The organism is Fictibacillus phosphorivorans, from assembly GCF_023715845.1.
GTDB lineage: Bacteria > Bacillota > Bacilli > Bacillales > Fictibacillaceae > Fictibacillus > Fictibacillus phosphorivorans_D.
The window spans coordinates 113,529-130,841 of sequence record NZ_JAMBOR010000006.1; the positions used below are offsets into that span (position 1 = coordinate 113,529).

Consider the following 17,313-nt stretch of genomic DNA (forward strand, 5'->3'; position numbering starts at 1 on the left):
AAACCAGCAGACACAAAGGGGGAATGTTATGAATCTCGATGAATTTTTGTATAAGCTTCATTATGAGACAGATCAGATAACACCCCCTGATTGGGAGGTAAACTGGGAGGACGCGCCTCTTCCCTACAAATTGTACCAGGGACTTCCTTTTATTGAACTAGATTCAGAGATTTCCCCTGAACTTGGTCGAACAGAAAAACCAACGTTAAAAAGTTTGAGTGATTTTCTTTCGTATAGTTTTGGTCTTACCCAAGTGAGCGAATCGTTCCCTTTTCCAGGGGATACAGGTCCGTGGCTGACTTACCGTCGTTTTATTCCATCAGGCGGAGGTCTGTATCCGAATGAACTTTATCTTTATTTAAAAATGGATGGTGTGGCTGACGGCATCTATCATTATGACGCAGCCCACCACCGATTAGTTTGTTTGCGGGAAGGAAACTTTGATCATTATTTAGATCAGGCACTCGGAAGCCGCTGTGACCTTTCATCTGTCATTGGCGCCATTTTTATCTCGACTTTCTTTTGGAAGAACTTTTTCAAATATCATAATTTCTCTTACCGCCTCCAAGGTCTGGATGCTGGATTCGTGATCGGTCAGCTGCTTGAAGTTGGAAAGCGTCTTGGTTTTGAAACAGGCGTTTATTATCAGTTTTTGGATCGTGCCCTTCATCATTTGATCGGAATCAACGAGAAAGAAGAAAGTGTCTATGCGGTGATTCCTCTTTCGATGGATAAAAAAATGACCTGGTTTGATGATAGAGAGCACAAACGAATATCGGCAGAAAAATTATGTAAGGAGCTCCCCCCTCTCCATCCTCAGCATTACGTCCGATCGAAGGAAATCATCGATTACCCGATGCTGCTTAAAATGAACGAAGCATGCATGATGGACACTTTTTCAGCGGATCCAAACAAAAATTCGTTTAAAAAAGAAGAATGGAGTAAATCATCTATTTCACTAAGTAAGGCTAAGCGGTTGTCTCCTGACTTTTATTCAGCTTGCCGTAAACGTTATTCACCCGGTTTGGATTTTGTGTTAAAGCCTATAAATGAGAATACCTTATCCTCGCTTTTGAACGAAACGAGCGCTGTGCGTTCTTATCGAAATGACGTAGATAAAGAAAGCAAACAGCTTCCTAGCAGGTTATCCATCTACGTAACTACTTATCAAATAGAGGGATTGCCACATGGGGTGTATGTTTATGATGATGGGAAGCACAGCCTCGTCCCTTTAGCTGAAGGTGATTATCGAACTGCCTTGCAGGATGGACTTCTGTCCGCTTTTGTGAATACCACCCAGATTCCTCTCTCTTTTACAATCGCTGGCGATACCGGTCACCTAAAGGATAGATTCGGTTATAGGGGCCATCGGATTCAACACATGGAAGCTGGAATTCTATCTCATTCACTGAATTTAGCCGCCTCTGCCTTAAATCTAGGCGCACATCCGATCCTTGGGTTTCATGTCCCTTGGTACGATGAGCTCTTTCAATTAAAGAAAGTCGGAAGAACAAGTCTCCTTCACCTTTCAGTGGGGTATTATCGTTCGAATGGGAGGCTGCAAGGAAGTTTGCGTTTTTAAATGTTCCTATGCGTTAACAATAAAATAAAAGCCTGAGAGTAAATCATCTCTCAGGCTACCTTTATTTCCTATTTTTTTATGCTATATCTATTATCGATGCTGATCTACTAAAATAGGATTTCCATCCGGATCTTCTATCATGAAACTACCAGGTCCTTCGCCGTTTTCATCGGCTTCTGTTAGGAACTTTATGCCTTTTGCTTTAAGCTCTTTTTGAAGTTCCCGAACGTCTGTAAACGAATCAAGATTTTCAGCATTTTGATTCCACCCTGGATTAAAGGTGAGGATGTTCTTTTCAAACATGCCTTGGAAAAGACCGATTACACAGCTTTCGTTCTTCATAATCAGCCAATTTTGCGTTATGTCGCCACCTAAGGTTGTGAACCCTAACTTTTCGTAAAATTCCTTAGAAGCATGAATGTCCTTTACCGTTAAACTTGCAGAAAATGCACCTAGTTTCATAGTTCCTCCTCTTAAAACTTGTTAATTTCTTACATCAAGTATAAATGAGGTTGCTGCTCTTTTCCTAAGAATATTTAACTGTTTTTTTGACGTTTCCTTATATATAACCCTATGAATACGATGAATAATACGATCAGCACCACATAGATCACTTTGGAATAAACATCCATGTAATGAGCGATCATGTCCCAAGATTCTCCGAAATAAGCTCCAAGGTTTACGAGTACCACGTTCCATATTAGTGTCCCTATCGTTGTGAGCAGAAGGAATACACCCATGTTCATGTTAGACATGCCAGCAGGGATCGATATCAAACTGCGGACGAGTGGTACAAATCGGCAGAAGAATACCGTCCATGGTCCATATTTATCAAACCAAGCATCAGCTTTATGGATATCCTTTTTAGATAGACGCAGAATATGCCCCCACCGATCTATAATTTTCTCCATCCTCTCAACATCCAGTTGAAGGCCGATCCAGTACAACACTAAAGCACCAAGGACAGAACCCGCTGTGGCTGAAAGGACAACACCCCATATACTCAAGTCAGCCGTTTGTGTCAAAAACCCGCCAAACGTTAAGATGATCTCCGACGGGATAGGCGGAAATATATTCTCAAGGGCAATCAGCAAAAAGATGCCCACATAGCCGAATTCGTTCATGATGTTCGTTAACCAATTTTCCATCATTTGCTCCTTTATGCAAACTAAAATATCCTTTATGAATAGACTCTGTACAAGTACGTCTGTTTTCTAAAAAAGTTTCTATTAATATAAAGTTCCTTTAAAAAGCTTGGACGAAAAATGGAGACCTTAACCAATATCTATACCTTCAAAATAGAGTTGCGTTATAAAAAACCTTTGGCATATTCCTACACCAAGGGTTTTCGTTTTATCTGATCGAACCTTTAATTAGGCGAGAAACTCCAGAACTCGCTTGATTACAAGCCTCGTCGCGTCAGCATCGTAAGACGGTATACTGCTGTCGGTAAATAGATGTTCCTTGCCTTCGTACAGAAAAAGTTCAGCTCGATCGGCTGAAGCAACAAGTTCACGGGCAGCATCGATATCTCCGTCTTCAACGAAAAAAGGATCTTCACTCATGGCGTGAATTTGCACAGGCAAGTCGGCCGGCCACGGAGATTCAAACGCAGAGGTTGGGAGGCAAGCATGAAAAAACAATGCACCTTTGGCACCATCACGAGTTTGAGCAAGCTGCTGTGCTGCCGGGACACCAAGTGAAAAACCAGCATAGACAACATCGCGTGAAAGCTCGCTCGCTACCCGAACGCCACGCGCCGTCACTTCATTAAATCCAATTTCCTTAACAAATGCCAGGCCTTCCTCCAGCGTGGAAAAAATTCGACCGTCGAATAAATCTGGTACGTGCACTGTATGTCCCGCACCTCTCAGTTGTTCGGAGATTTCTTCAATCCCCTTCGTTTTGCCTAAAACATGGTGAAACAACAAAACTTCTGCCATCGTGTCTTCCTCCAATTTATAAATTTTATACCTGAATAACTAACAAGATTCTTGCACTACTTATTCAGTAATCCTGCTATGTTTGTTGATTACGTTTCATTCTTTATTACCTGTTCATAATGATCATTAAGGATGGCAAGCATTTGATGATCTTCCCACTTCCCGTTGATCATGACATTTTTCTTTGCGATTCCTTCTTTGTGGAATCCATTTTTCTCTAATATTCTAACGGACCCGATATTACGAGGCATGACTTGAGCTTCGATTCGATGAAGCTTTATTTGATTGAACGCAAAGCGAACAATTAATTTTAACGCTTCTGTCATATAGCCCTTTCCGTTATGCTCTTTATCGAGGGAGTACCCTACCATCGCCTTCTGACCAGGCCCACGCTCCAGCTTAAACAGACCAATCTGACCAATCAAGATATCAGAATCATTAAGGTAGATACCAAAGGAGTATCCGAGATCGTTCTCTCTGTTCTCCTCCATCCTTTCCAGTCTTTTTGCTTGTCCTTCCAAAGTACAAAAATCATCATCACGCGTAGGAGCGAATTGATTAAAGAAATCCTTGTTCCTTGTTTCAAGTTCAAGTAAAGGTTCTATTTCATTTCGATCCACCGGTTTTAAGTACACATGCTTCCCTTTTAACATCAACTAGCCCTCCGTAAAGATTTAACTTCACTATTATTTGGCTTCTATCATTTCTACTTTCCAGCTGTTTTGCAGCTTCCGAATAAAAATGATCTGCCCGATATGGTAAGCGTTATGCGTTGTAACGTTTCCCATGACTTCCCACCATTTCGCAGGCAGAGGAAACCCTGTAACTTCCCTTTCAAGCTTTTCTTCGGTTAATAACTCCTGCCATTTGAGTAAGATCTCTAGAAGTCGTTCTTTAAGTTGATTAAAAGTTGCATCTTCTGGAATGACAAAGCTTTTGTCATTGTCACCAATAGCGGCCACGGCATCAACATGAGATTTTATGTATCTGGTTTGCCACGTTTCATTCCAATAAAGCAAGTGCTGCGTAATTTCAGCGATACTATGGCAGTTTTCGCTAGGCTTCCAAAAAGCTTGTTTCTCTGATAAACCTTTAACCGAGTCGGAAAATGGAAGATACCAGCTCGGATCATTTGCGTTTGCTAATAATTGATCAGACAAAACGCCTTTTGCATGAACCACTTGATTCAACTCCTTATAACGAGATCTCATTAAATCAAATAGATATTCTATTTTCGAAAGGTATTTTCCTTTTAAACCTCCGTTTAAAAACCGTCAAATCCCCTCGAGCAGCCATTCAAAAGATTTATTTATAAAAAACACATTCCCTTGTTTATTATTCTAGAATAACGGATACATTTCCTATACAGCTGACAACAAGGAACATTGTCGGCTGATATCATTTAAAGGAGGAATTTTCGATGGCTAAACAAAATCGAGGTAAAATGAGCAGAGAAGAAGCAGGTCGCAAAGGTGGAGAAGCGACTTCAAGAAACCATGACAAAGAATTTTATCAAGATATTGGTGAAAAAGGCGGAGAAGCTACCTCCAGAAATCATGATAAGGACTTTTACCAAGATATTGGTGAAAAAGGTGGAGAGTCTACCTCCAGAAACCATAATAAAGACTTTTACCGGGAGATCGGTGAAAAAGGCGGAAAAGCTAGAAAACAATAATAACAACGGATAAAAACCATAAAAAACTCGGTTCCTTTCGATGAAGGACCGAGTTTTATTTTAATCTTAAGCTGCAAATCCCTTGCCATAATAAGGTTCTAGAGAGTGGTGCATCAAGAGTTCGAACAACTCCCTGTTCTCCATCACCTTCAGTCTGTCACCTAGTAGTATCCTAGCGATTTCCCATGCGTTTGTCTCTGCACGTATTTCTATTCTTCGTTTAATATGACCTGCTTTGATGGTATCAAGTTGTTCACAGATATCTAAGAGCGTATCATCTAAGGCGTGACCCAATTCATGTGCAAATACAATGGCAGCATGAATCTCAAATGGCTTCAATGATTTGTACAGCGTGAGGCATTGATTTTCTAAACCTTTTATATAAAGTGTGATCTTATTGTTTGTTGGACGATACACTCCTCCCGCCAATGGCCGGGTTTCGGAGATCGTCTTGAATTCAACGTCTACAGGAAAAGAGTATTCTTTCATCATATCTTCTACTATTTTTATAGAGAACACCTGCCTGATAAAATTTCTAACCTTATATTAGTATAACAATAGTTCCGGTCATTTAGCATATAATTTGTATACGTTTTTTATACTTTTTATAATAGATAAAGAATGGAGGTTGATGGAAATGGCAAATCAGTTTGCCGTAATCAGAAGCTGCTCATGCAAAGCCTTGTTGTTAGGGCGATACTTTGTATGGGCGGATCGTAATTAGTTAGAATTGTCGCCCGAGAGCAGTTATCGTTTCTAATAATGGGCTTTGCAGCTTGTTTTTTTATAAATAAAACGAAGGAGCTGTAAAAGCAAATGCAAACACCATTTATTAGAAACCATCAATATAACCTCATTAAAAAACTGGTCGGAAAGCTGCAGCACGCCTGCAATAACGGTGCTGACCCTAAAGTCATCGAAGCAGTAGAGTTCAGTGCTCTCACTGCGATTCTTGATTCGTTTCCCGAATTAACACATTCACAAAAAGAAATGGTAGAAAAATTCGTCGGGATGCGTAAATCTGAAGAATTTCAACAATACTTCCTTTCGTTAGAGTCTTATTTAGAAGCCTTTTCGGAAGTAACGGGAAAACAGTTGATGAAGCTGTTTCCAAAGATCAAGAAGTTAAAGACACCAAACCTCAGCGCGGTTGATCTTCACAAGATCAGTTATTTGGGCTGGGTGGACATCGCTACTCAAAAACTGTTCATCGTCTATCATCTGAACGGTAAGACAGTGGGGATTCAAGGGCGTTACACACCGGCAAGTAAAGGCGTATGCTTTTTATGTAATGGGATTGGAGACGTAGCGCTGTTTTCAGCGGTCACCAAATCTAAACCCGCGAACGCATCCTCAGATTATTATAAAGCGATCGGCAACTATATGTGTGTAGACAGTCATACGTGCAACAAGAAGATTACAGACGTTACAGTGTTAGAGAAATTTCTGCATGATGTTCTTCATTAAAAATAAATACAAACAAAAAAGCCATCTAATTCACTCATGAATTAGGTGGTTTTACTTTTCCTACCCCGATTTCCCTGATCAACAGGATCATTTTAATAATAATGACTACCTATTAGGTTCTCGTCCATACTTCTAATTAATAAGAACATATACATATACGGAAGAAAATTTATTAAAAGGATGTTTTTTTTGTTTAAAGGTAAAAGAGCGTATTTAGTACCAGGCAGTGTTATCGAACAATTTATTGGTCAATATATCACGACTTCTATTACAGGGTTCGGGCAGGTGGTGGCCCAAGTCGTTAAATACGATAAAGCAACCAAAATGGCAACCCTTAATGTATTCACACCGAGTGGAGTTAGAGCGATGCAAGTCCATGAAACCGATATGGTTGGTATTGCTCCTTATCAAGGACCGATTCCTCCTGTTTTCGGATCTGGCATGGGACAGATGGGCGGCCAGATGGGACAGCAAGGACAAATGGGTCAGATGGGCCAGATGGGCCAGATGGGCCAGATGGGCCAGATGGGGGGCCAAATGGGACAGCAAGGACAAATGGGCCAATGGGGTCAACAGTATATCCCATGGTGGGTTATACAACAATATCTTTATGGCGGCGGACGGTCTAGTAAATAATTGCGCGCCTCTAATTCGTAGTCTGAACGGAAAAAATCGTGAGAACCACTCCTCACGATTTTTTATTTTGCTTCGATTTACTTCCCTTTTTTGAACGATACTCGTTTCCTTTGTTATTGTTGCCGCTGATTAGCTCACTTGCAAATTCTTGATCGTGCTGCGCTTTTGGTGAACCTTGATTTTTGCTTCCTTCACTTCCGTTGCGGTTCGTCATTTTATTTCCTCCTTTTACATCTAGCTTCCTTTTTAGTATTGCTTTTCTGCTCCCGATTACTCATTTTTCAACCATATAAAAAAGCTGATACAAATGGGTATCCTTCCCTTTTGTATCAGCTTCCTTTTTTATTCGGTTACTGGTTTTGCTGGTTTTGCTGGTTTTGCTAGTGTTTTGCTTTGATTTTCGATTTTATTAACAGCCTCTGCACTTGTATCTACTCGTTTCACGAACAGTGCTAATAAGAGAGCAACAAGATTCATTCCTAATGCTACATAGAACGAATACTGAATTCCTGCTAATAAAGCTTGCTGAGTGATCTCAGCGGTTGACGCTTGTGTGATCGTCGCAGGATCCACTCCGCTCATTAAGCTTTCTGCTTCTGTTTTCGTTACAGAGTTCATGAGCGTAACAAGGATAGCTGTTCCAATCGAACCAGACACTTGCTGTGCTGTGTTGTTCACTGCCGTACCATGCGGATTGAGCTTTGTTGGCAGCTGGTTTAAACCGTTCGTCATGATCGGCATCATGACCATGGAAAGTCCGAACATGCGCATTGAGTAAACAAAAATGATAAAAGAATACGCTGATTTTGCATCTAAGTTCGCCAGCATATAAGTGGAAACGGCTGTGATCGACAACCCGATAACTGCTAAAGCGCGCGGTCCGAATTTATCGAACAGTTTCCCTGTGATCGGTGACATGATCGCCATCACGATCGCACCCGGCAGCATCATGAGACCAGAGTCTAACGGTGAAATACCGCGAACACTCTGTACATAAGCCGGTGTTAAAATCATCCCCGAGAACATCGCTACTGCGTTTACAATCGCGATGACTGAAGCTAATGCAAACATCGGATATTTATAAACACGTATATTTAATAGCGGTTCATCAAGTTTGAGCTGACGCCACAAGAACAGAATTAATGCGATACTACCTGTGATGAGTGTGCTAAGAACGATGGTATCCGTCCATCCATCTGAACTTGCGGTACTGCATCCGTATAGAATGCCTCCGAAACCGAGACTTGATAAGACTAGAGATGTGTAATCAAGAGTCGCCTTCTTGTTTTGAGTCATCACGTTTTCAAGTTTCCAGACGGCAAACAGTAAGCTGATGATCGCAAGCGGCAGAATCATCTCAAACAGTAAACGCCAGTCATAGTACTCTACGATATACCCGGATAAAGTAGGTCCAATTGCAGGAGCCGTAATCATTACAAGACCAAAGATCCCCATTGCCATCCCACGCTTCTCGCGTGGAAAGCTTACGAGCATGATATTCATTAACAATGGTCCCATCACAGCGGAACCAACGGCCTGGATCATGCGGCCAGTCAGTAAAAGACCAAAGTTAGGTGCAAAGGCTGAAATCGCTGTACCTAATGTAAAGATCGCCATTGAACTGATAAACAACGATCTATTTGAAAAGCGTGTGATCAGAAAGGCTGATGCAGGAATCAAAACCCCGCTGACAAGCATGTATCCTGTTACAAGCCATTGAACAGTCGAATAATCTTTTATTTCTAAATCCACCATAATCGTCGGAAGAGCTACGTTCAGCAATGAGTTGTTCAGAAATGAAACGAATGCCCCAACGAAGAGAATGGCAAGCATTAAATATGGAGGCTTTTGTGTTTCTAAAGCTGTATCCTTATTTTTCATGTATATTCCCCTCTTATTTTTAAAATGAACTACTTAACTTTATTAAGTTTATACTCGTAGTATAAAAAAGGCAATACTTTTGTACCGTCAGTTTAAAAAATATTTGTTTTTCCAGTAGAAGAAATTTATACTACTAGTAGGAGAAAACAAAAGGATGGCTTGAATACATGAATAATAAGAAAAGAAAAGTTGCAGATATCGCATTAACACTGTTTATCGAAAAAGGTATTCAGCAAACTTCGATTCAGGAGATCATCGAAAAAGCGAATATTTCAAAAGGCACATTTTACAATTATTTTTCCTCAAAGAGTGATTGCATAGCAGATATCTTAGAGTTCCTGCGCTATGATGCGAGCCAGCAGCGTATCGCCCTTCAGATCGGCAAGGATCCAAGTGACCGACAAGTTTTTATCGAACAGATTACTACGATCATGCGTCTAAATCATGAACGTAACGTAACACCTTTGTTTGAGGCGATTCTATCATCTAATGAGGCGGACCTGAAAAAATTGGTGATGCAGCATCGTGTTTATGAGATGGAATGGCTATCTAATCGGTTTATTGACATCATGGGAGAAGATATCCGCGAGCACGCTTTTGAAGCGACCGTCCTTTTTTTTGGAATGGTGCAACACATGTTGTTTACACTACGTGTCACGAACAGTACGTTTTCATTAGATGAAGTGGTGGGCACCCTTCTGTCATATATTGAACTGATCGCCCCAAAAATGATCATGAACGAAAAAGTAATGCTGAACCATTCTGCTATTGATCTGTTGCGATCTAATATGAGTAAAAATGTCGTGACCAAAGAAGATGTTATAAAGCTTGCGGAGGTCCTGCAGGATCATCACACCTTTACGGAAGAGCAACAGGATTTATTCGAAGTTATCATGAGCGAATTAGAGCGTGAACGAATGCGTAAAGTCGTTCTTCAGCCTTTGTTAAACCCGTTTCAAAAGCTGTTTGATGATACCCCTGTGCAATCACACGTTCAAAAATTCACAAATATGCTTTGGTATTTGTTAAAGACCGAGCTTAAAAGATAATGAGGCAGACCGGATTTATTTCCGGGTGCCTCTTTTTTATTGAAGGCATTTTTTACGGTGCGTGTTCTTTTAATTATTACACGTTCGCGGAGAATTCTCTCTTTTCGCGTAAACACATGGAGTTTCACGCAAGATCTTCATTCTTCACGCAAACCCGCAGCTCATCCTTTAAAAAGAGCTGAAATTCTTATGAATGGGATAAAAGAAATGACAATACAAATACTAAATTCGTCAAATTTATATTGCAGGAGGTTACATTATGCGAAATGAAACGGGTTTTGCAGCATTAATATTCTTTAGTATTCTGGGGCTAGTTACTTCATTTGTTTTTGGGATAATCCTAAATTCAAAGATCAACAAAATAACTGATTCTGTAGAAAAAGCTGAAAGCAAAGAATAACCTTTCACGTTACGGATAAAACGCTTAATTTTCCATTGTAAAAAAGTGAGATTCATTATATATTTAAATGAGAATGATAATCACTATTGTTGCTTCCTGAGGAGGAACGCATATGGAAAACAGAGATATTTTTGATGTAACCATTATAGGCGGAGGGCCAGCAGGTCTTTATTCAGCGTTTTATAGCGGATTAAGAGAAATGAAGACAAAGATTATAGAGTTTCAGCCCCATTTGGGTGGAAAGATTCACGTATATCCTGAGAAAATGATCTGGGATGTCGGCGGGCATCCCCCACTCCCTGGAGCACAGCTTATCGAAAAGCTCGTTGAACAGGGACTAACATTCAATCCCGAAGTGGTTCTTAACGAGAAAGTGGAATCCATGACGAAGGATGAAGACGGCATTTTCATCTTAAAAGGATCAAGCGGTGAACTTCACTTTTCAAAAACAGTGATCGTTGCCGTTGGCAGCGGTATCTTGAATCCTCAACGATTGGATATTGAAGGTGCAGAAAGATTCGAAGTGTCTAACCTGAACTACACCGTAAAATCTCTTCAGCAATTTAAGGATAAAGTCGTTGTAATTTCAGGCGGTGGTAATTCTGCTATCGATTGGGCAAACGAACTGGTGCCGATCGCCAAAAAAGTCTACCTTACATATCGAAAAGGTACGTTAGCTGGACACGAGGCTCAGGTTACCCAGCTGATGAACAGTTGCGCGGATTGTATTTTTAACACATCGATCTCGAAATTGTTTGCTTGTCCGAATCATGAGGTGATCGAGCAGATCGAGCTGACGAACCATGTGACTGGTGAAGTTTCTTACCTGCCGATCGATGAAGTCATCATCAATCATGGATATGAGCAGGATACATCTTTGCTTGGAAATAGCGACCTGAATATCGAACTCGCTGATAACTTTTATATTGCAGGGAACGCAAACAGTGAGACATCCGTCCCTGGACTTTATGCGGCAGGGGACATCCTGAAGCATGAAGGTAAACTGAATTTGATCGCAGGAACGTTCCAGGACGCAGCGAATGCTGTTAACAAAGCGAAGCAGTTCATTCAGCCAGACGCTCAAAACGTAGCGATGGTTTCCTCTCATAACGAAGTGTTTAAAGAGCGCAACCGTGAACTGGTGAAACAGTTGATACAATCTTAATAGAAAATAGAACAAACCGACCAGACAATGTTATCTGGTCGGTTTGTCAGTTAATTGGACTCATTAGAGCGGCTTCTGTTGCCTCCTTGTAAGGCTAGGTATTACCATAATTAAATATTGTCCATAGTTACATATTAATATACGGCCGTTAATTTAGGTGCCAGACATTTTGTTTATCCGAATGGTTTACTCGTGATGTAGATTAGGGCTGCCATTACTGTAACCTGGAATGCTGCCATGTATGCCTTACGTAAAGGACTTTTCCCTTTATAACCTTTTCTCCAATCGAAAAAGATTAGAAGAAATATAAATAATGCTGCTGCTCCAAAACTACTCAGAATAGACATAATTTCACCACTTTATATTTTAATTAACCCACCATTTCTTAATGGTAACCTTTTTGCTTTTATCAATTGTAAAGCTAACTCTTCTATGCCAAGTATAGTCATTACCAGTCTTACTTAGGTAGACGATAACTTGCTTTGTTCCACTTGAGGGTATTGGGGCGCTCACAATTCTTCCCCAAATAGGTAGCTTTTTCTCCAGTTGCCATGCGGAGGCTGCCCTTGCATAGTCTCCATAATTATGTGGTGCAGGTTGATTTAAATGATTAAAAAGTTTGGCCATATAAGGTACTTTATTTATTCCCTTAAACAACAGGTAGCTGGAGTACCTTTTGAAATGGTAGAAGTGATTTGAGCTGTAACCTCATTAAAGTAAGTAGTAGAACCGATAATCCCTACTCTTTTCATCCCAATCCCTTCTCCCTGTTTTATTTTTCTTTCATAATATAATGGTACATCATCTACATAGTCGTAATACAGGTCGTATGTTACACCTGGCAGCGAATGATTAACCACAATATAGACCTCTCCATCTTTCTCGTAAAGCGCGTATTTAGACCAATCATTATTCTTTGTGTTGTAACGTAGATCAAATACAGAAACCTTTTCTAAGAACTGACTGGATGCGTAGCAATGAGTACTTACAGAGATAGGGTCAAATCCCAAATCCAATGTACAAGGGCTGTTAATGCTCTGTACATAAACCAAAACAGTTAGGTCGTTCCACCCTTGTTTGAATTTGTAGTTCACATTAGTTTGAGAAGAAGGTATTCCTTCGTAGAGCTTTTCTCCATTAAGGAAAATTGCAATAGGCTCTGTAGATGAAGGGATCGTAGAAAGAACCTGTTCTGGTCCTTCATAGAAGTCACATAAAAAAAGCTGCCCAGCTATGGACAGCTTAGAGTACGTTTCATGTTTATTTTTTTGCTAAGAGATACATAAAATACGGTGCTCCGATAATCGTTACAATGATTCCTGCTGGAATACCGCTCGGATCGAGGACGACTCTTCCTATCGTGTCCGCTGTTAGGAGCAAGATTCCTCCTATCAATGCAGCGACAGGCAAGAATGCTTGATGTCGCGGACCTACGAGTGACCTTGCGATGTGAGGCGCCATCAGTCCCACAAAACCGATACCTCCACTCACCGCAACAGATGCAGATGCTAGGGCAACCGCGATCATGATCAGAACGATTCGCTCCCGCCCAACATTCACTCCAACACCAATTGAAACATTCTCATGCAGATTCAACGTATTGAGCGCATTGGATTTAAAAATGGTGATCGGGATCAAAATTAAGATCCATGGCAGCAATGAAAGAACGAACGTCCAATCATCGCCCCATATTCTTCCCGCTATCCAGTTTGCCATAAAGGCGTAATCTTCCATATCTAATCGTGTTGATAAGGTTAATGTTGCTCCGTATAATGCGGCGGCCAGCCCGACCCCGACGAGTACAAGCCTCGTTGGTTCGACTCCTTCGCCTTTTATGTAAGACATGATGTAGATAACAGCCGCTGTTGCCATACCGCCTGCAAGTGCAAAAAGCGGCAGCACATATAAGAAGCTAGATGACTCAACTGTGAAGAACATGATATAAACCACGACCATCAAACCAGCACCGGCATTGATTCCTAGAATACCAGGGTCAGAAAGCGGGTTTTTCGTCAAACTTTGCAGGATGGCACCAGACACAGCGAGTCCCATCCCAGCTAAGATGGCTACAAATATTCTCGGAAGTCGAAACTCAAACAAAATCAAGTTTTCTCGAGGTGTCCCCTGCCCGATTACCGTTCGAAATAGTTCAGCAGGCGAAAGTGAGGCAAAACCCGTTGCGACACTTATTACAAAAACGACTAAAAGCAATAGGATCGATATGAGCGTTGTCAGTCTAATTCTCTTTATTTGAGCAGGGTTCATCATGACAGTTTTCTTCCTCCTTTTCTAGCAAGGTAAAGGAAGAAAGGAACACCGACCATAGCTACTACAGCACCAACTGGCGTCTCATAAGGGGCGTTAACCGTACGAGCGAACGTATCAGCGAGTACCATCAGGACACTTCCAAACATAGCTGAACAAGGGATGATCCAACGATAATCGGTACCTACCAAGAATCGGACAATATGCGGAACCATCAATCCGACAAAGGCGATGGCGCCGACAAGTGATACAGCAGCGCCAGCTAAGATCAGAACAATCGTCATGAGGACGACTTTTGTGAGCAATGTGCGCTGTCCAAGTCCTCTTGCGACCTCTTCACCAAAACTTAAGATGGTGAGCTGTCTGGAAAACATCACGGCTATCAAGATTCCCGCGATGACGACCGGCACGATCAGCTTCAGCTGTGTCCAGTTTGTTCCCGAAACACCGCCCGCTGTCCAGAATGCCAAGTCTTGTGAGAGTTTAAAATAAAGCGCGATTCCCTCTCCTAATGAAGAAAGGAGTGCAGAAACAGCTGCACCGGCTAAAGTGATACGGATGGGAGTAAGTCCTCCTCTACTCATCGAGCCTAATCCGAACACCATGCCTGCACCGATCCCTGCACCAATAAAGGAAATGAGCATCACGGTAAAATAGTTTGCATCCGTATTAAAAGCAAACACACAGGCAAGAGCTAAACTCGCACCTGCGTTCAGACCAAGTAACCCAGGGTCTGCAAGCGGATTTCGCGTCATTCCCTGCATAATCGCACCACTTACCGCAAACGCCGCACCGACGACCGCAGCCCCAAGTTCCCTCGGTAATCGGAGGCTCATGATGATACGATCAGCTTCCCTGCTAGGGTCATAGTTTAAGACCGCGTTCCAGACTGACGGAAAATTGATCTTGGCAGCTCCTACTGAAATCGCCAAACCCATACTCCCCAACAAGAGAATGAATCCAAAGAGCAGGATCACTAAACCAACGGCAGGCCTTGAATATACTTTATTATCTTTTATAAGCTTCGTCTTCTTTTTGAACATGGCCTATTTTCCTTTTTCAGGCTTTTGTAATTTCTTTACGAGGATGATTGATTTCCGTTCCAGATACTCGTTTTCCGCGGGGCGTGCGGTGAGCCTCCTGCCGCTTTGCGCCATTAGGAGTCTCACCTGTCCCACTCGTCCCGCTGGAGTCTCGCATCTTCCACTCCAATCAGTATTCAAGAAGATAAAAGTAAAATCAACCCATTATTTCTTTTTTGTAAGTTCTTTTACGATGAAATCTAGTTCTTTTTCTAATGAGATCGGGTCATTGAAATAGAAGGACTCTGAATCGAACTTAACAACGTTTCCGTTCTTAACAGCCGGAAGCTCTTTCCAAACATCTGATTCCATGAATGAGTTATCTGGATTACCTGTACCTGTTCCAACAAAAATGTAGTCTCCTGCATAAGTCGGAATCGTTTCAGTTGAGATCGCTTTCCATCCTGGTCCGAATACATCTTCTTCTAGTTTCTTAGGTGCTTTTAGTCCAAGAGCTTGATAGATGACTTCTGTTCCACGGCCCCAGTTCTTCCCGTAAACATACATGTCTTTTCCGAATGCTTCTAATACCATGAACGTTTTATCTTCACCGATCGCGCCTTTTACTTTTTTGCTAGCTTCTGCTGCTTTCTTTTCCCACTCTTCGACCCATGCTTTTGCTTCTTTTTCTTTACCAACGATCTTACCGATCTCAACATGCTGTTCCATATAGTTGTACTTGTCATATGTCAGTGTAGCAGTTGGAGCGATTTCTTCATACTTCTTAATGTTTTTGTCGTCAGAATACGTAATGATTAGATCTGGGTTAAGCTCTAGAAGTTTTTCATATGAATCTGCTGTAACCACTTCTGCTTTGTCCAGTTTGTTTCCATAAAACTTGTTTTGTTTCGGATATTCGTTTACTGCAATTGGTGTGATTCCTAAGTCTAGCAAGTTACCAGCGTAAGTTGCTGCAAGCACAGCTACACGTTTTGGTTCAGCTGGCACTTTTACATCGCCTTTTTCACCTTTATAGATTCTTGTTTCTTTCTTAGCATCTTTCTCGCCTGAGCTTGCGCCTTCTTCTGATTTATTTCCACATGCAGCTAGTGCGAATACAAGCAGCATGGTCATAACGATTACGAATAATTGTTTTGTATGTTTCTTCATTTTGTTATCCCCCATATATACGATAATAAAAATCATTCTCAATTAACTGTAAAAAAGAAAGGCGATCGATTACGCCAAGTTCTCAACTAGCTTAACATTCTTGATAAGATCATACGTCAGACAAACAGGTTTTCTCGTTCTTGGATCGATCCCGATCTCTGCATCGATATTGAAAACATTTCGAAGCACTGAACGCGTCATCACTTCTTCAGCTGTTCCCTCTTTTAAAATAGAACCGTCTTTCATCGCAACCATGTGGTGAGCAAACCTTGCCGCATGGTTCAAATCATGAATCACCATGACGATCGTACGTTTCTCACTGAGGTTCAATTGATGCAACAGCTCTAGCACTTCTAATTGATGAGACAGATCCAAGTATGTGGTCGGCTCATCGAGTAAAATAATATCTGTTTCTTGTGCTAATGCCATCGCGATCCAGACACGCTGGCGCTGACCACCTGATAATGCATCAACCGGTCGGTCCTTAAACTCGGAAACACCGGTCACGTGAAGAGCCCAGTCGATCACTTCAAAATCTTTCTTCGATAGTTTTCCGAATCCTTTTTGGTAAGGAAATCTTCCGTAAGAAACAAGTTCTCCTACTGTAAGTCCTTCTGGTGAATCTGGCGATTGTGGAAGGATTGCCATCTTTTGTGCGATTTTCTTTGTTGACTCCTTGCTCACAGCTTTACCATCTAAATATACGGCGCCTGCCTTCGGAGTCAAAATGCGCGACAACGTTTTCAAAACTGTTGATTTTCCGCAGCCGTTCGGTCCAATGATCGTCGTGATCTTTCCATCCGGAATGGAAATGTTGAGATCTTTTACAATGTCCCTTTCACCATAGGCAATATGTAAGTGTTCCGCATTCAGTCTGGACATGTTGACGCCCTCCTTTTGTGCTGGTTGTTGATCTATATCAATCAATTGAAAATGATTATCAATCTCGTAGTTATTTTATTGGAATGCAGGAAGTGTGTCAATAAGAATTCTGAAGTTTTCACAAAGTTGTTTAAATTTTTCGTTTATACGGTACGTGTTTTTTTATTTATTACACG

At 41.4% G+C, this 17,313-nt stretch carries 21 protein-coding genes and 1 pseudogene; 7 read left to right on the forward strand and 15 right to left on the reverse strand.

Annotated elements, in window-relative coordinates; genetic code table 11:
* Positions 1 to 28: 28 nt before the first annotated feature.
* Positions 29 to 1,582, forward strand: a complete 1,554-nt coding sequence (locus M3206_RS07080; protein ID WP_251311816.1) for a SagB family peptide dehydrogenase — start codon at positions 29 to 31, stop codon at positions 1,580 to 1,582.
* Positions 1,583 to 1,672: 90 nt separating this feature from the next.
* Here the strand turns inward: M3206_RS07080 and M3206_RS07085 are convergent, their stop codons facing one another.
* The 5 genes from M3206_RS07085 to M3206_RS07105 all read right to left on the reverse strand — a co-directional run bounded on the left by M3206_RS07085 (position 1,673) and on the right by M3206_RS07105 (position 4,706).
* On the reverse strand, positions 1,673 to 2,044 hold the full coding sequence (locus M3206_RS07085) for a VOC family protein (protein ID WP_251311817.1): 372 nt from the start codon (positions 2,042 to 2,044) through the stop codon (positions 1,673 to 1,675).
* 74 nt (positions 2,045 to 2,118) lie between these two features.
* Positions 2,119 to 2,730 (reverse strand): DedA family protein, encoded by a 612-nt coding sequence (locus M3206_RS07090; protein ID WP_251311818.1) that lies wholly within the window; start codon positions 2,728 to 2,730, stop codon positions 2,119 to 2,121.
* Positions 2,731 to 2,955: 225 nt separating this feature from the next.
* Complete coding sequence (locus M3206_RS07095) at positions 2,956 to 3,525, reverse strand: dienelactone hydrolase family protein (RefSeq protein ID WP_251311819.1); 570 nt, start codon at positions 3,523 to 3,525, stop codon at positions 2,956 to 2,958.
* Between the two features lie 89 nt (positions 3,526 to 3,614).
* On the reverse strand, positions 3,615 to 4,178 hold the full coding sequence (locus M3206_RS07100; RefSeq protein WP_251311820.1) for a GNAT family N-acetyltransferase: 564 nt from the start codon (positions 4,176 to 4,178) through the stop codon (positions 3,615 to 3,617).
* Positions 4,179 to 4,211: 33 nt separating this feature from the next.
* Positions 4,212 to 4,706, reverse strand: a complete 495-nt coding sequence (locus M3206_RS07105) for a DinB family protein (RefSeq protein WP_251311821.1) — start codon at positions 4,704 to 4,706, stop codon at positions 4,212 to 4,214.
* A 239-nt stretch (positions 4,707 to 4,945) separates the two neighbouring features.
* On the opposite strand from M3206_RS07105, the pseudogene M3206_RS07110 reads away from it, so the two are divergent.
* Positions 4,946 to 5,197: pseudogene (locus M3206_RS07110) on the forward strand (KGG domain-containing protein); the annotation flags it as partial.
* A gap of 69 nt (positions 5,198 to 5,266) precedes the next feature.
* Here the strand turns inward: M3206_RS07110 and M3206_RS07115 are convergent.
* Positions 5,267 to 5,689 (reverse strand): hypothetical protein, encoded by a 423-nt coding sequence (locus tag M3206_RS07115; protein ID WP_251311822.1) that lies wholly within the window; start codon positions 5,687 to 5,689, stop codon positions 5,267 to 5,269.
* A gap of 327 nt (positions 5,690 to 6,016) precedes the next feature.
* On the opposite strand from M3206_RS07115, the gene M3206_RS07120 reads away from it, so the two are divergent.
* Positions 6,017 to 6,667, forward strand: a complete 651-nt coding sequence (locus tag M3206_RS07120) for a FusB/FusC family EF-G-binding protein (RefSeq protein ID WP_251311823.1) — start codon at positions 6,017 to 6,019, stop codon at positions 6,665 to 6,667.
* 189 nt (positions 6,668 to 6,856) lie between these two features.
* A complete protein-coding gene (locus M3206_RS07125; protein ID WP_251311824.1) occupies positions 6,857 to 7,303 on the forward strand; it encodes a hypothetical protein in 447 nt (148 codons plus the stop codon).
* 52 nt (positions 7,304 to 7,355) lie between these two features.
* Here the strand turns inward: M3206_RS07125 and M3206_RS07130 are convergent, their stop codons facing one another.
* Both M3206_RS07130 and M3206_RS07135 read right to left on the reverse strand, forming a co-directional pair.
* Positions 7,356 to 7,517: an imidazoleglycerol-phosphate dehydratase gene (locus M3206_RS07130; RefSeq protein ID WP_251311825.1), complete on the reverse strand. Its 162-nt coding sequence runs from the start codon at positions 7,515 to 7,517 to the stop codon at positions 7,356 to 7,358.
* Between the two features lie 128 nt (positions 7,518 to 7,645).
* Positions 7,646 to 9,184 carry a DHA2 family efflux MFS transporter permease subunit gene (locus M3206_RS07135; protein WP_251311826.1) on the reverse strand — a complete coding sequence of 513 codons (1,539 nt, stop codon included), beginning with the start codon at positions 9,182 to 9,184 and terminating at the stop codon, positions 7,646 to 7,648.
* Positions 9,185 to 9,351: 167 nt separating this feature from the next.
* On the opposite strand from M3206_RS07135, the gene M3206_RS07140 reads away from it, so the two are divergent.
* The 3 genes from M3206_RS07140 to M3206_RS07150 all read left to right on the forward strand — a co-directional run bounded on the left by M3206_RS07140 (position 9,352) and on the right by M3206_RS07150 (position 11,798).
* A complete protein-coding gene (locus M3206_RS07140; protein WP_251311827.1) occupies positions 9,352 to 10,233 on the forward strand; it encodes a TetR/AcrR family transcriptional regulator in 882 nt (293 codons plus the stop codon).
* A 259-nt stretch (positions 10,234 to 10,492) separates the two neighbouring features.
* Positions 10,493 to 10,633, forward strand: a complete 141-nt coding sequence (locus tag M3206_RS07145; protein WP_251311828.1) for a hypothetical protein — start codon at positions 10,493 to 10,495, stop codon at positions 10,631 to 10,633.
* Positions 10,634 to 10,745: 112 nt separating this feature from the next.
* A complete protein-coding gene (locus M3206_RS07150; RefSeq protein ID WP_251311829.1) occupies positions 10,746 to 11,798 on the forward strand; it encodes an NAD(P)/FAD-dependent oxidoreductase in 1,053 nt (350 codons plus the stop codon).
* 173 nt (positions 11,799 to 11,971) lie between these two features.
* Here the strand turns inward: M3206_RS07150 and M3206_RS07155 are convergent, their stop codons facing one another.
* From M3206_RS07155 to M3206_RS07185, 7 genes are all read right to left on the reverse strand, one after another.
* On the reverse strand, positions 11,972 to 12,145 hold the full coding sequence (locus M3206_RS07155; RefSeq protein WP_251311830.1) for a hypothetical protein: 174 nt from the start codon (positions 12,143 to 12,145) through the stop codon (positions 11,972 to 11,974).
* Between the two features lie 294 nt (positions 12,146 to 12,439).
* Positions 12,440 to 12,814, reverse strand: a complete 375-nt coding sequence (locus M3206_RS07160) for a hypothetical protein (protein WP_251311831.1) — start codon at positions 12,812 to 12,814, stop codon at positions 12,440 to 12,442.
* A 244-nt stretch (positions 12,815 to 13,058) separates the two neighbouring features.
* Positions 13,059 to 14,066, reverse strand: coding sequence for a FecCD family ABC transporter permease (locus M3206_RS07165; protein ID WP_251311832.1), 1,008 nt, complete (start codon positions 14,064 to 14,066; stop codon positions 13,059 to 13,061).
* On the reverse strand, positions 14,063 to 15,106 hold the full coding sequence (locus M3206_RS07170; protein ID WP_251311833.1) for a FecCD family ABC transporter permease: 1,044 nt from the start codon (positions 15,104 to 15,106) through the stop codon (positions 14,063 to 14,065). Before M3206_RS07170 ends, M3206_RS07165 begins: the two co-directional genes overlap by 4 nt.
* 16 nt (positions 15,107 to 15,122) lie before the next feature.
* Positions 15,123 to 15,263: a hypothetical protein gene (locus tag M3206_RS07175; protein ID WP_251311834.1), complete on the reverse strand. Its 141-nt coding sequence runs from the start codon at positions 15,261 to 15,263 to the stop codon at positions 15,123 to 15,125.
* Between the two features lie 47 nt (positions 15,264 to 15,310).
* On the reverse strand, positions 15,311 to 16,255 hold the full coding sequence (locus tag M3206_RS07180; RefSeq protein WP_251311835.1) for an iron-hydroxamate ABC transporter substrate-binding protein: 945 nt from the start codon (positions 16,253 to 16,255) through the stop codon (positions 15,311 to 15,313).
* A gap of 69 nt (positions 16,256 to 16,324) precedes the next feature.
* The gene (locus tag M3206_RS07185; protein ID WP_251311836.1) at positions 16,325 to 17,137 is read right to left on the reverse strand and encodes an ABC transporter ATP-binding protein; all 813 of its coding nucleotides are present in this window, start codon (positions 17,135 to 17,137) and stop codon (positions 16,325 to 16,327) included.
* Positions 17,138 to 17,313 lie beyond the last annotated feature (176 nt).